Annotated in this window: 12 protein-coding genes; 7 read left to right on the top strand and 5 right to left on the bottom strand. The window is 60.0% G+C overall.

Features of this window, described 5'->3' with window-relative positions; all coding sequences use genetic code 11:
* Positions 1-110 precede the first annotated feature (110 nt).
* Positions 111-2,177 (bottom strand): putative bifunctional diguanylate cyclase/phosphodiesterase, encoded by a 2,067-nt coding sequence (locus QMX88_RS00660; RefSeq protein ID WP_282365411.1) that lies wholly within the window; start codon positions 2,175-2,177, stop codon positions 111-113.
* Between the two features lie 171 nt (positions 2,178-2,348).
* Here QMX88_RS00660 and uvrD point away from each other — a divergent pair, with 171 nt between their 5' ends.
* The 3 genes from uvrD (at position 2,349) to QMX88_RS00675 (ending at position 6,129) form a co-directional block, all read left to right on the top strand.
* Complete coding sequence (uvrD, locus tag QMX88_RS00665) at positions 2,349-4,532, top strand: DNA helicase II (protein WP_282365412.1); 2,184 nt, start codon at positions 2,349-2,351, stop codon at positions 4,530-4,532.
* Positions 4,533-4,738: 206 nt separating this feature from the next.
* Positions 4,739-5,593 (top strand): Tim44 domain-containing protein, encoded by an 855-nt coding sequence (locus QMX88_RS00670; protein WP_192174525.1) that lies wholly within the window; start codon positions 4,739-4,741, stop codon positions 5,591-5,593.
* Positions 5,594-5,721: 128 nt separating this feature from the next.
* Positions 5,722-6,129, top strand: coding sequence for an SMI1/KNR4 family protein (locus QMX88_RS00675; RefSeq protein WP_192174524.1), 408 nt, complete (start codon positions 5,722-5,724; stop codon positions 6,127-6,129).
* 60 nt (positions 6,130-6,189) lie between these two features.
* On the opposite strand, the gene QMX88_RS00680 is transcribed toward QMX88_RS00675, so the two are convergent.
* Positions 6,190-7,944: a cation:proton antiporter gene (locus QMX88_RS00680; protein ID WP_282365413.1), complete on the bottom strand. Its 1,755-nt coding sequence runs from the start codon at positions 7,942-7,944 to the stop codon at positions 6,190-6,192.
* 310 nt (positions 7,945-8,254) lie between these two features.
* Here QMX88_RS00680 and QMX88_RS00685 point away from each other — a divergent pair, with 310 nt between their 5' ends.
* Entirely contained in the window at positions 8,255-8,740 is a 486-nt protein-coding gene (locus QMX88_RS00685) for an acyl-CoA thioesterase (protein ID WP_282365414.1), read from the top strand.
* A gap of 17 nt (positions 8,741-8,757) precedes the next feature.
* On the opposite strand, the gene pdxY is transcribed toward QMX88_RS00685, so the two are convergent.
* On the bottom strand, positions 8,758-9,624 hold the full coding sequence (gene pdxY / locus QMX88_RS00690) for a pyridoxal kinase PdxY (RefSeq protein WP_282365415.1): 867 nt from the start codon (positions 9,622-9,624) through the stop codon (positions 8,758-8,760).
* A 134-nt stretch (positions 9,625-9,758) separates the two neighbouring features.
* On the opposite strand from pdxY, the gene QMX88_RS00695 reads away from it, so the two are divergent.
* Positions 9,759-10,151, top strand: a complete 393-nt coding sequence (locus QMX88_RS00695) for a DUF3301 domain-containing protein (RefSeq protein ID WP_074886003.1) — start codon at positions 9,759-9,761, stop codon at positions 10,149-10,151.
* Between the two features lie 20 nt (positions 10,152-10,171).
* Here QMX88_RS00695 and QMX88_RS00700 read toward each other — a convergent pair whose 3' ends face one another.
* Positions 10,172-11,134, bottom strand: coding sequence for a CobW family GTP-binding protein (locus tag QMX88_RS00700; protein ID WP_282365505.1), 963 nt, complete (start codon positions 11,132-11,134; stop codon positions 10,172-10,174).
* Between the two features lie 49 nt (positions 11,135-11,183).
* Between QMX88_RS00700 and QMX88_RS00705 the strand changes: the two genes are divergently transcribed.
* Positions 11,184-11,555, top strand: coding sequence for an NADH:ubiquinone oxidoreductase (locus QMX88_RS00705; RefSeq protein WP_282365416.1), 372 nt, complete (start codon positions 11,184-11,186; stop codon positions 11,553-11,555).
* Between the two features lie 12 nt (positions 11,556-11,567).
* Here the strand turns inward: QMX88_RS00705 and zigA are convergent, their stop codons facing one another.
* A complete protein-coding gene (zigA, locus tag QMX88_RS00710) occupies positions 11,568-12,770 on the bottom strand; it encodes a zinc metallochaperone GTPase ZigA (protein ID WP_282365417.1) in 1,203 nt (400 codons plus the stop codon).
* An 86-nt stretch (positions 12,771-12,856) separates the two neighbouring features.
* Between zigA and QMX88_RS00715 the strand changes: the two genes are divergently transcribed.
* Entirely contained in the window at positions 12,857-13,246 is a 390-nt protein-coding gene (locus QMX88_RS00715; protein WP_282365418.1) for a glutamine synthetase, read from the top strand.
* Positions 13,247-13,251: the final 5 nt, after the last annotated feature.

The following is a 13,251-nucleotide window of genomic DNA, read 5'->3' on the forward strand; positions in this document are numbered from 1 at the left end:
GACTCAAGTGAAGGATGGGCCGGGCTGTAGCTTTCTTGTAGTTATACTACATGACCTGCAAACCGCACAGTTAAACGATCTCGCCGTGGTCAACCGATCGTTGTTGAAGCTCAGGTCGCTTTGTAGTGTAGGGCTTTTCGCACAGGACTCCAGGCTTCGGTCAGCCGACTGCGCAGGATGCCGCCCATAACGCTGGCCTCCACTGGCCGACTGATCAAGTAGCCTTGCACCTCGTCGCAACCGTGAGACCTGAGAAACTCCAACTGTTCGCAATCTTCCACGCCTTCGGCCACCACCCTGAGGTCAAGACTGTGGGCCATCGCGATGATCGCTCGGGTAATCGCAGCGTCTTCTGCGCATTCATTCAGACCACGAATAAAGGCCTGGTCGATCTTCACGCAGTGCACCGGAAAACGTTTCAGGTAGCTCAACGATGAGTAGCCGGTGCCGAAGTCGTCGATGGCCAGTTTTACGCCGAGTGCGCGCAGTTGCTGAAACGTAGTGATGATGTGCTCGACGCTCTCCAGCAGTTGACTCTCGGTGAGCTCAAGCTCCAGGTATTCGGGCTTGAGCCCGGTCTCTTCGAGCACTTGCCGAACGAGGCTGACCAGCTTGCCCTGACGCATCTGATGCACAGAGAGATTGACTGACACCCTGATAGGAGCGAGCCCCTCCCGCTGCCATTCGCAGGCCTGATGACAGGCTTTGCGCAGTACGAACTCGCCGATGTTGGCGATCAGGCCGGTCTCCTCTGCCAACCCGATAAACTCGCCGGGTGAAATCAGACCGCGCTCAGGGTGACGCCAGCGCACCAGCGCTTCCGCCGAATTCAGGCGACCACTTTCCAGCTCCAGCTTCGGCTGATAGAAAACCTCCAGCTGCCCTTCTGCAATCGCGCGACGCAGCTGGATTTCCAGCTGCAAACGACCCGGCGTGCCCGCCTCAAGGCTTTCGGTAAAGAACTGAAAATTGTCGCCGCCCAGGTGTTTGGCGTGTTGCATGGCCATATTTGCCTGGCTGACCAACGCGGCGATGTCCCGTGCAGAACCCGGCAGCAACGCGATGCCGATGGAGGCGCTGACCACCAACTCATGGCCGCAAACTGATATCGGCGAGCGCAGTTTTGCCAGCAGGCGCGTCGTGATCCGCGCCAGTGTGGTCAGGTTGCCGTGGCTGTCGAACAGCACGGCAAACTCGTCCGCCGACAAACGCGCGACGGTATCGGCATCGGTCACATGAGCGTTGAGCCTGCGCGCGACAAGGCGAAGCAACTGGTCAGCGGTATCGTGACCCAGGCTGTCATTGAGCAATTTGAAGCGATCAAGGTTGATGTGCAGCAAAGCCAGCGTGCGCCCGCCATGACGCGCCCGCTGATTGGCGTCACGCAGCCGCTCATTGAACAGCGCGCGATTGGCGAGGCCGGTCAGCTCATCGTAATGGGTCAGATAACGCGTACGTTCTTCGTACTGGCGGGTCAGTTCGCGGTTGAGCTCGTCGCTTTCGGCCTGGGCCTGTTGAAGGTGCTCGATGAGCGCCACGTTCTGAAATCGCCGGATAAGACCCCGCTCGATCAAACGGTTGACCTGCGCAGCCACCACGATAAGCGCCAGCAGGAGAATCAGTCCGAGCCAGCCCCAACCGTGGCATTGGGGGTCGCCGGTCCAGAACAGATAGAGAATGGGCGGCAGCAGACACGGCAGCGTGAACGTGAGAAACGCCGGAATGCTTACCGCATAGGCCACACTGGCAGACAGCGTGGCCGCGCCAATCAGGCCGAACACCCAGGCCTGCTGGGCCAGGCTTTGCGCCGGCATCAACACCAGCGCGGCGCTGGAGAGGGTGAACCCGCTGACGCAGGCGCCGGCCAGAAACATGCGGTTCCAGATCGGCTGCGATCGACGATCGAGTGATGCTGACCTGAACGCTGCGACTTGCAGCACGCGCAGACACACCAGCGCTGACAGCCAGCCCAGCCAGACGCCCACCAGCACGTAACGCTCGGGACTCCAGAGCAGCCACGCGCAGAGCAAACCATTGATGAACATGAACAGGGTCGGCAGCAGCGATCCCTGATAAAGAAGGCGGGTGCGCTCGGCGGCAAGCTGGGTCGCGAACTGCTTGCAGATGACACGACGTGTCGCCACGGAGTCTGCCGGGGCTTCGGAACTGAAGGTCATGGCGTTTCTTATAATTGGGGGCCTTGAACGTTCGCGGAGGATACACAAGGGATCGTCGAGACCAAACAGTCATCAATTAAAATCTACAGACGGCAAAAATGGGACCGGTAACATCACGACCGGCCAGCGTTAGGGTTTGCCCATGCCCTCACGGCACCCTAGAATGCCCCGATGCGCGATGACCTCTCCCTTCTGCTTAACTCCCTCAACGATGCCCAACGCCAGGCCGTAGCTGCCTCCGTGGGTCGTCAGTTGGTCCTGGCCGGCGCTGGTTCCGGCAAAACCCGTGTGCTGGTGCACCGTATCGCCTGGTTGATCCAGGTCGAGAACGCCTCGCCCCACTCGATCCTGTCGGTGACGTTCACCAACAAGGCCGCCGCCGAGATGCGCCATCGCATCGAGCAGCTGATGGGTATCAACCCGGCCGGCATGTGGGTGGGCACTTTCCACGGCCTGGCGCACCGCCTGCTGCGGGCGCACTGGCAGGAAGCGGGTCTTAACCAGAGCTTCCAGATCCTCGACAGCGATGACCAGCAGCGACTGGTCAAGCGCGTCATGCGCGAGCTGAATCTGGATGAGCAGCGGTGGCCGGCACGGCAGGCGCAGTGGTTCATCAATGGCCAGAAGGACGAAGGGCTGCGCCCCAAGCACATTCAGGCCTCGGGCGATCTGTTTCTGACGACCATGAAGTCAGTCTACGAGGCATACGAGGCGGCGTGTCAGCGCGCCGGCGTCATCGACTTCTCCGAGTTGCTGCTTCGCGCGCTGGACCTGTGGCGCGACAACCCGAGCCTGCTTGCGCACTATCAGCGTCGTTTCCGTCACGTGCTGGTAGACGAATTCCAGGACACCAACGCCGTTCAGTACGCCTGGTTGCGTCTGCTCGCCCAGGGTGGCGACAGCCTGATGGTGGTCGGCGACGACGATCAGTCCATTTACGGCTGGCGCGGCGCGAAGATCGAGAATATTCATCAGTATTCCGAAGATTTCCCTGACACCGAGACCATTCGCCTGGAGCAGAACTACCGCTCCACCGCGAGCATCCTCAAGGCCGCCAACGGCTTGATCGTCAACAACACCGGGCGTCTGGGCAAAGAACTGTGGACGGACGTCGGCGATGGCGAGCTGATCAATCTGTATGCCGCGTTCAACGAACACGACGAAGCGCGCTACGTGGTCGAGACCATTGAGAGCGCGATCAAGACCGGCCTCGCGCGCAGCGACATCGCCATTCTGTACCGTTCAAACGCCCAATCGCGGGTCCTCGAAGAGGCCTTGCTGCGCGAGCGCATCCCGTACCGTATCTACGGCGGCCAGCGATTCTTCGAGCGCGCCGAAATCAAGAACGCCATGGCGTATATGCGTCTGCTGGACGGGCGCGGTAACGATTCGGCGCTGGAGCGGGTCATCAACGTCCCACCGCGCGGCATTGGCGAGAAAACCGTCGAAGCGATTCGCGAGCATGCGCGCCATGCCGACGTGTCGATGTGGGAGGCCATGCGCCTGCTGGTCGCCAACAAAGGCTTGGCCGGTCGTGCGGCTAGCGCGTTAGGCGCGTTCATCGAACTGATCGAAAACCTCGCCGCCAAGGCCGCGGACATGCCGCTGCACCTGATGACCCAAACGGTCATCGAGCAGTCCGGCCTGATCACGTACCACAAGGAAGAGAAAGGCGAGAAAGGCCAGGCCCGAGTGGAAAACCTTGAGGAACTGGTCAGCGCCGCGCGCGCCTTCGAGAACAGCGACGAGGAGGAAGACCTGACGCCCCTGGCTGCATTCCTCGGCCATGCCTCCCTGGAGGCCGGCGACACCCAGGCGGATGAGCACGAAGACAGCATTCAGCTCATGACGCTGCACAGCGCCAAGGGTTTGGAGTTCCCGTACGTGTTCCTGGTGGGCATGGAAGAAGGCCTGTTTCCGCACAAGATGAGCCTGGAAGAGCCGGGCCGTCTGGAAGAAGAGCGCCGTCTGGCATACGTGGGCATCACCCGCGCCATGCAGCATCTGGTGATGACCTACGCAGAAACCCGACGCCTGTACGGAAGCGAAACCTACAACAAGGTCTCGCGCTTCGTACGGGAGGTCCCGCCTAATCTGATTCAGGAAGTGCGGCTGTCTAACAGCGTGACCCGTCCGTTCGGCGGCTCCAAAACCATGGCACCGAGTCGTCTGTTCGACGGCGAAGCCATTCCGCAGAGCCAGTTCTCCCTGGGTCAGCACGTGCAGCACGCGGTGTTTGGCGAAGGCGTGATCCTCAACTTCGAGGGTTCAGGCGCTCAGGCGCGGGTGCAGGTGAATTTTTCGGAAGGCAGCAAGTGGCTGATGCTGGGGTACGCGAAGCTCGAGCCGGTGTGAGCGGTAACTGAGGATGCGTTGATGCACCCCTTGCATTCCCACATCCACCCCCCATCTTTCCTACAGAACTTTCTTCACCTGCCTACAACCCAAATAGGACAGGCAGGTGAAGATTCACGCAAAAGCCGGAAACATATGGCCGCTGGTCATCCCCATTTGTCCTGTGCAACATGGCGCGCGTGCAATCCACAAACGGGAATTCCCTTATGCAACGTTTTCTTAGCATCGCTTTGGCACTGATGATCGGGCTCACCATGAGCCTCGACGTCAATGCTGCGCGTTTCGGTGGTGGCAAGAGCATGGGCTCGGCGCCAAGTCACCAGGCGCGTCAAACAGCTCCTTCCGCTCCTGCCGCTGCACCTAACGCCGCGGGCCGTCCTGCGCCTGCTGCGGGCGGTGCTTCCAAATGGCTGGGCCCATTGGCCGGTCTCGCCGCCGGTGGTCTTCTGGCCTCCATGTTCATGGGCGGTGGCTTCGAAGGCATGCAGTTCTTCGACATCCTGATCATGGCGATCATCGCCTTCGTGATCTTCCGCTTCATCGCGGCGCGTCGACGCAAACAGCAGCCACAGATGGCTCCCGCTGGTGCTCCTTATCAGCGTGAAACCTTCGAGCAACCCCAACCGGCACAGAATTCGATCTTCGGCGGTTCCGCTCCAGCAGCGGCAGCCCGTCCGGTGATCAACGCGCCAGCCTGGTTCAACGAAGAACGCTTTATTGAAGCGGCCCGCAGCCACTTCCAGTCGCTGCAACAGCACTGGGACGCGAACGAGATGGACAAGATCTCCGAGTTCGTGACCCCGCAAATGCTGCAGTTCCTGAAAAAAGAACGTGCCGATCTGGGCGACGGTTTCCAGTCCACCTTCATCGACAACCTCACCGTGCAACTTGACGGTCTGGACGATCGCGCCGACAAGACCATCGCCACGCTGACGTTTAGCGGTGTGTCGAAAACGTCGCGCTTCGATCAGGGCGAAGTGTTCAGCGAGAGCTGGAACATGGAACGCGCTCAGGGCGACAACCAGCCTTGGCTGGTGGCAGGTATCCGCCAGAACGGCTAATACCGCTGAGCTGCTGCAACTGAACCCCGGACTTGTTCCGGGGTTCTGCTTTTTATAGAAGCCAAGTTAATTTGGCGATGCCTTTGAGCTACTGTATAACCCGCGCAAATCGTTAGAGGATCCACGTCGTGGAAGAAGTCATCGAACAACTCCGTGAAGCCAATGAACCGGTCCCTGTCCCGCTTGAGCTGCCTGATGAAGATCAGTTGGTCGAGGTTGAAGAGCAGCTGTTCATCAATATCCCCTTCGTCTTCAAGGAGTTCTTGCTGACCGTCAGCGACGTGGTCTACGGCAGTCTTGAGCCTGTCACCGTCACTGACCCGGTCTCCCATACGTATTTGCCGGAAGTGGCAGCGACCGCCTGGGATATCGGCGTACCCCGCGAGCTGATCCCGATCTGCCAGGACGGCGAGGATTACTACTGCGTTGAAGAAGACGGCACTGTGGTGCTGTGGTCTGGCGAAGAAGAACTCGTCACCGAAGAAAGCTGGGAATCCGTCTGGCACTGGGCGCGGGACGTCTGGCTGGAAAGCTGAGAAGCACAACCGCTCCCCTGAATCAGCGTTGAGGCACGCACCTCAACGCTGATTTACAACTCAGGGCTCAGGATGATTGCCCAGGGTTTCAAGCAACGCGATCTGCATGCGCGTATGCACCCGGATGAACCAGCGCCACAGGACGGCAGCCACCACAGACGCCACGACGACAATGAGCATTAGCCATTCGCGCGTCGGCAGCATGCTGGATGACAGCAATGCGATGAGCAGAAAAATCACCAGCAAAGACAGCAGCGGGATCACTTCGGCGATCACCCGACGGACGCGCGCTGTGTGCCTGCCCGCCATCTCCGGCTTCACGCTCATCTCCGCCAGCAGCATCGACAGCGCCTTTAGCTTGCGGTAAGCCGCGATCAGAAACGGCAGTGAAAGCAGCAACGACGCACCCCAGATCCAGGCTTTTTGCTGCCCGACATCGCTGACCCAGTCGCTGAAATACACGCCAATCCGCTCCGCAAAGAATGCTCCTGTAAAGAAGATGGCGATGACCAATGCCAGATTGATCCCGACTTGTAGCAGAATCTTCCGGATCATCGCTGCCAGCACTGCGCCCTGCCCCTGGGGCTGAATGCTGCGCAGCCACTCCCCGTACATTCCAAACACACGCGCCATGCGTGCAGGAACAATGGCGCCCAGCGTGTGGGACAGAGGGTCTGCTGCGCGGATGAGATAAGGGGTCAAGAGCGTCGTGATCGCGGAGACCGCCACGGCGACCGGGTAGAGAAAATCGCTGGTGACCTGCAGCGTCATCCCCAGCGCTGCGATGATGAAGGAGAATTCGCCAATCTGTGACAGCCCCATCCCCACCCGCAGCGAGGTCTTGCCGTCGTTGCCGGCGATGAAAGCGCCAAGCCCACAGGAAATCATCTTGCCCAGCACCACAGCGACGGTGATCACAGCGATGGGCCAGGCGTAATCGAGCAGAATCTTCGGATCGATCATCAAGCCGATCGCGACGAAGAAGATCGCGCTGAACATGTCACGGATGGGCTCGACCAGGTGCTCGATCTTCGCCAGTTGCCTGGATTCGGCCATGATCGCGCCGATGAGAAACGCCCCCAGCACCATGCTGTACTCAAGCTTCACCACCAGCAGGCAAAACCCGAAGCACAAGCCCAGCACGGTGATCAGCAGCATTTCGTTGCTCTCGAACTTCGCCACGTAGGCCAGCAATCGCGGCACGACGAGAATGCCGATAACCAACGCCACGATCATGAACAGCGACAGCTTGCCGACCGTTGAAAACACCTCCCCGGAACTGACCGTGCCGCTCACGGCGATCCCCGATAACAGCGCGATGATGCCAATGCCGAGGATGTCTTCAACGATGAGCACGCCGAAGATCAGTTGGGCGAAGCGCTGGTTTTTCATCTTCAGGTCATTGAGCGCCTTGACGATGATGGTGGTGGACGAGATCGCCAGAATGGCACCGAGGAACAGCGAGTCCATGGTGTTCCAGGCGAAGAACTGGCCGATTTCGTAACCGATCCAGGTCATCAGCATGATTTCGAGAAACGCGGCGATGAACGCCGTCGCACCGACCTTGAACAGTTTGCGCAGGCTGAATTCCAGGCCGAGGCAAAACATCAAAAAGATCACGCCGAGTTCGGCGAGGGTCTTGATGGTGTCCTCGTCGTGAATGAGGCCAAACGGCGGGGTGTGCGGACCGATGATGAAGCCGGCCACGATGTAGCCCAGCACCACCGGTTGCTTGAGCCGATGAAACACCACCGTTACAACGCCAGCCACGAGCATGATCACTGCCAGGTCCTGAATGAAACTGATGGCATGCATGGGCGCTGCTCCTGCTGGCAATCGATGAAATACGCGTATCCGTCTGAAAGAGAGACGACTGCTGTACGAAAACTCGCCAACGAAGCCTGAATATTCTGACTGAGACGCAGGATTTACCCCATCCAAGGGCTTCCGCAGGTTAACACCGCACAAAAGCGGGAGAAGCCAGTGCAATATATGGAAACAGATGGGTACAGGGCGTGACGGCTGAGCGGCCGTTGGCGTCCCGGTATCGATGGTTTTGTCGCCAATCTGCATTCGAGCACCCGAGCAAGGTGCCTTCTGACCCTTTTAGACCGTGAGCAACGCTATGGAACCCGGAAACGCCCAGCTGTCGATGACTGTATTGATGACCCCGGACATGGCCAACTTCTCCGGCAACGTGCACGGCGGGACGCTGCTGAAGTATCTCGACGAAGTGGCTTACGCGTGCGCGAGCCGTTACGCAGGGCGCTATGTCGTGACGCTGTCGGTGGATCAGGTGATTTTCCGTGAGCCGATTCACGTCGGCGAGCTGGTCACGTTCCTGGCGTCGGTCAACTACACCGGCAATACGTCCATGGAAGTGGGCATCAAGGTGGTGACCGAAAACATCCGCGAGCGCTCGGTTCGTCACACCAACAGCTGCTTCTTCACCATGGTGGCGGTGGATGACCAGCGCAAACCTGCCAGCGTACCGCCGCTGACACCGGCCAACAGCGAAGACAAGCGCCGTTACGTGCAGGCACAACAACGCCGCCAGATCCGTCAGGAACTGGAGAAGCGTTATCGTGACATCAAGGATGAGCCGGTTTAAGCAAGCACCGGTTCGGCTTACAGCCGGACCGCTTCGAACTTGACGCGCGGATGGGCGATTCGGTCCTGCGCGCGCACCAGTTCCAGCTCGTAGCTGCCGCAGGCCTGGGTCTCCAGCAGCACTTCATGCACCGCTGACGCCGCGAATTCGAAGGCGCTGCGCAGGTCGTCACCGAGCAGAATCCGGGACAGGAACAGCCCGGACGTCAGGTCGCCCACGCCCACCGGCTGCCGGGGAAAGGCCAGAAGCGGCCGACGCAGGTGCCAGGTTTCGTGCTCGGTCACCAGCAGCATCTCAAAGCCGTCCGCGGGTTTACCCGGGTAGGCCAGGTGCTTGACGACAACCGCCTTGGGGCCTCGGGCCAGCAACGCCCGCGCCATGGCCACGCAGTCAAGCAACGATTCGGGTTTGCGGCCGGAGAAGCTGTCCAGCTCCAGCTGATTCGGGCACAGAAAGTCGGCGACTGCAGCGGCTTCGTCCAGCAGGAAATCGCTGACCTCTTGCGGCACGATGCAGCCCTTCTCCGGATGCCCCATCACCGGATCACACAAATACAGCGCGCGTGGATTGGCGCGTTTGATCTGCGCAACGGCGCTCAGAATCGCGCGTCCCTGCGCTGCGCTCCCCAGATAACCCGACAGCACCGCATCGCAATTGCCCAGCTCGCCTATCGCCGCAATCCCCTCGACCAACGCCGGAATCTGCTGCGGCGCCAAGACTTCCCCCGCCCAGTGGCCATACTGAGTGTGATTGGAGAACTGAACGGTATTAAGCGGCCAGACATTGATGCCGATACGCTGCATAGGGAACACGGCTGCGCTGTTGCCGGCGTGACCAAACACGACATGCGACTGGATAGCGAGTAGATGGGGCGTACGTTTCATGACAGGTTCCTGAGACCGGGAAGGCACAGTAGTGGCGATGCCGGACGAAGTGAAGCGAAATTAAACTTTAGGGCTATGGCTGTCTGTCACCCGACGCAGTTAAGCTGCAAGCCTTCTGTTGGAGTTCCTTTTCCATGCTGACCCTGGGCAACATTTTCGTCCTCATGCTGCTGGCGACTGCCGGCGCCTGGCTGTGGCACGCCCATGGCCTGCGTGAACGGGCGCTCGAACGCGTCAAACAGCACTGCGCCAAACTTGATCTTGAGTTGCTCGACGGCAACGTTGCGCTGAAGCGACTCGCGTTCAAGCGCGACAATGAGGGCCGCAAGCGACTGGCGCGGGTGTATAACTTCGAGTTCACGGTCACCGGTGAGCACCGGCATCCCGGCACGATCACCATGTTCGGTGCCCACGCGGCGCAAATCGAGCTGGCGCCCTACCCGTTCGAGATCAAGGACCCGAAACCGACCGCCGAGATCATTCAGCTGAGCCAATGGCGTCAGGAACACAATAAGTGGAAGCAGTGATCCTCTGTGGATAACTCGTTTCAGAGCAGACAGGCCGCCAGCGCTGTCTGCAAAGCGGCCTCGTCCTGAGGCCCATCGAAGATCAGTTCGAGGCGAGAGTCCTTGCGCCACTCACTCGACGCCCATTCCAGCGCACTCCCGTTCACCGCATTGCCTGAGATCCATCCCTTTTCGCTGTGGATAACCAGCTTGGCACGCCGCCAGTTCAAGGTTTGCAGCCAGGACTGGACTTTCGCCGCATCAAACACTCGCTCAGGGTGCCAACGCCAGCCGATGCTCCAGCCTTCCGCCTGCTGCTGACTCAGGCATACCGGCGTCGTTGGGTCCGCCCACGTTGCGGGGAGTTGCGGCAATGACCGGGGGATGGCCGGATTGGCCGAGCCAGCGTGAGCGTTGACCTCAATGCCAGGCAACGAATCCAGAGACAATACGCCGTGGTCGGTCCAGCACAGCCTGCTCGCAGGCAGTGCGTCGATGATTGCCTTTCGCGTTAAGGCGTCCAGCCCTTCAGACTTGTTCAGCACCAGCAGGCCCGCCTGCGCCAGGGCTTCTCGCTGGGTGTCAGGCAGCTCTTTGCCCTGGGCGAGTGCCTGGGCGTCGAGCACCATGACATTGGGCTGGACCGACAGCACCCCGACCCAGGGCGCCTCGTGTAATTGCTTGATCAACTGGACCGGATGCCCCAGCCCGGAGGGCTCGATGAGCAAGCGGTCCGGCCTGGCCTTGCGCAAGAGCCGGCCGAGCCCAATCTGAAAAGGCGCGCCATTGACGCAGCACAGGCAGCCACCAGCCACTTCGCCAAGTGCGATACCATCATCGCCGGTCGTCAGCAGCGCAGCATCCAGGCCGATCTGGCCGAACTCATTGATCAGCACAGCCCAGCGCTCGCCCGCAGGTTTCTGCTTCAAAAGATGCCTGATCAGACTCGTCTTGCCAGCACCTAAAGGGCCAGCAATGACATGAGTGGGGATGTTCTGCAGCATGTCGGCCATTTTGAGATCGCTCCTGAATGAGCGCTGACGGAGGTAAATGATGCGAGCAATCTGGCTGCCTATGGGGCTGGCATGGGCGCTGATGGCAATGACGTCGACGCCGGTCCGGGCTGAGTCGTGCGTGGTGCACAGCCAAGGCGAGCGAGTGGACGTCAAAGTCTGTCAGGAAAATCTGAACATCCCGCCAGACCTGTTCCACGACGGATTCTGCAAACCTCAGCTCAAGGATCAGAAAACCGAGGTCACGTACTCGGAGCAGTGCCCTGCCGGGTCATTTGGCCAGTGCAGCAACGCGCAGGTGGCCAATATGCCTTATCGGCAGAACATTCACTATTACGGCGTTGCCAGCGACGCTGCGTTTCTCAAACCGTTCTGCGAGCAGCAGAGCAAGGGCATCTGGAAAACGCAGTGAGTCAGACGGGTGCTACGCCGCGTCGCCATACCAGTCGCCAAACGGATCAGGCATCGAGCGCCAGTCCGCAACGCCGCCTGCCATCTCGGCGTCAGTCAGCAGGCATTGATCAAGCTCTGCCGCCAGCCGGGCAAAGTCGATGTTCTGACCGATAAACACCAGTTCCTGACGGCAATCGCCGGTCTCGGCTTCCCAGCTGCGCATGATCACCTGCGTGCTTTCGTCGTCCTGCGGCCACTGCGCCTTGGGCACGAACCGCCACCAACGACCAGCGAAACCGTGACGCATCAAACCTCCGGCCTGGGACCAACTGCCCGCGTCCTCGTGTTTGCTGGCGAGCCAGAAAAAGCCCTTCGAGCGCAGCAGTCGTCCGTTTTCCCACGGCGCATTCAGGAAGTCGAAAAATCGCTGTGGATGAAACGGCCGACGCGCCCGATAAGCCGTGGACGCGATGCCATATTCTTCGGTCTCTGGCGTGTGCTCGCCGCGCAACTCCTTGAGCCAGCCCGGTGCCTGAGCCGCACGTTCGAAATCGAAACGGCTCGTGTCCAGAATCTTGCTGAGGGGCACGGCGCCCATAACCATCGGCAGAATCTCTGCCTGGCTGTTGAGCCGCCGCAAAATTGCCATCAGCTCTCGCCGGTCGGTTGAGCTGATCAGGTCGATCTTGCTGATCAGGATCACGTCGGCGAACTCGACCTGCTCAATCAGCAGATCAGTGATCGCGCGCTCGTCCTCCTCGCCCAGGGTCTCTCCGCGCGAGGCCAGACTCTCTGCAGCGTTGAAGTCCTGCAGAAAATTAAGGCCATCGACCACCGTCACCATGGTATCGAGGCGGGCGACATCGGCCAGGCTCCGGCCCAGCTCATCGCGAAAGGTGAAGGTCTCCGCCACGGGAAGCGGCTCGGAAATGCCCGTGGATTCGATCAGCAGATAGTCGAACCGGCCTTCATGGGCCAGCCGGCTGACCTCTTCCAGCAAGTCTTCGCGCAGGGTGCAGCAAATGCAGCCGTTGCTCATCTCCACCAGTTTTTCTTCCGCCCGATTGAGGCTGACGTCCCGCTGAACTTCGCTCCCGTCGATGTTGATCTCGCTCATGTCGTTGACGATCACGGCGACGCGCAGATTGTCGCGATTGCGCAGGATGTAGTTCAGCAGCGTGCTTTTACCAGCGCCAAGGAAGCCGGAGAGAACGGTAACGGGAAGGCGGTTCATGAAGGTTTCACCAGAGTACGGATGATATCGCTTTTTACGTTATAGTATAACGATACGCACACGCTAATCTTTTTTGAGGCCGCTTCATGACTCGGTTGTTTTGGCTTTTGTCAGGGTGCTTACTGGCGTTGAGCACGCAGGCGTCCGCCCTGCCGCCCTCGCCCAGGCTGGACAAGGCGCTATGCACACGCAGCGCGACGCTGTTGGCCTGCATCGATGCCGGCAACAACACGTACAGCGTGGCGGTCGCAGGGAACACGATGTTTGTGCGCGGCGTTGAAAGCGTGGGCAATCGCCGCTGGGCGCAGACCAACAGCCGATACGGTTCGCTAACGTTTTTTACCGGGCTCGCATCGGACGGCGAGACGTGGGTGGGTTACATCCAGAAAGTGGGCTGGACGACGATCAGTCGGGTGTCGAGCTCAAATGGAAGCCGTACCAAGATCACCTGCGACCGGGTGATGGGTTGTCGGTAAGCTGA

Source organism: Pseudomonas sp. PS02290, from assembly GCF_029960075.1.
Taxonomy (GTDB): Bacteria; Pseudomonadota; Gammaproteobacteria; order Pseudomonadales; family Pseudomonadaceae; genus Aquipseudomonas.

Excerpts from the sequence above, each read along its gene's own strand:
- QMX88_RS00660 (WP_282365411.1), bottom strand. The coding sequence starts at position 2,177 with ATGACCTTCAGTTCCGAAGCCCCGGCAGACTCCGTGGCGACACGTCGT.
- uvrD (WP_282365412.1), top strand. The coding sequence starts at position 2,349 with ATGCGCGATGACCTCTCCCTTCTGCTTAACTCCCTCAACGATGCCCAA.
- QMX88_RS00670 (WP_192174525.1), top strand. The coding sequence starts at position 4,739 with ATGCAACGTTTTCTTAGCATCGCTTTGGCACTGATGATCGGGCTCACC.
- QMX88_RS00680 (WP_282365413.1), bottom strand. The coding sequence starts at position 7,944 with ATGCATGCCATCAGTTTCATTCAGGACCTGGCAGTGATCATGCTCGTG.
- QMX88_RS00685 (WP_282365414.1), top strand. The coding sequence starts at position 8,255 with ATGGAACCCGGAAACGCCCAGCTGTCGATGACTGTATTGATGACCCCG.
- pdxY (WP_282365415.1), bottom strand. The coding sequence starts at position 9,624 with ATGAAACGTACGCCCCATCTACTCGCTATCCAGTCGCATGTCGTGTTT.
- QMX88_RS00695 (WP_074886003.1), top strand. The coding sequence starts at position 9,759 with ATGCTGACCCTGGGCAACATTTTCGTCCTCATGCTGCTGGCGACTGCC.
- QMX88_RS00700 (WP_282365505.1), bottom strand. The coding sequence starts at position 11,134 with ATGCTGCAGAACATCCCCACTCATGTCATTGCTGGCCCTTTAGGTGCT.
- QMX88_RS00705 (WP_282365416.1), top strand. The coding sequence starts at position 11,184 with ATGCGAGCAATCTGGCTGCCTATGGGGCTGGCATGGGCGCTGATGGCA.
- zigA (WP_282365417.1), bottom strand. The coding sequence starts at position 12,770 with ATGAACCGCCTTCCCGTTACCGTTCTCTCCGGCTTCCTTGGCGCTGGT.
- QMX88_RS00715 (WP_282365418.1), top strand. The coding sequence starts at position 12,857 with ATGACTCGGTTGTTTTGGCTTTTGTCAGGGTGCTTACTGGCGTTGAGC.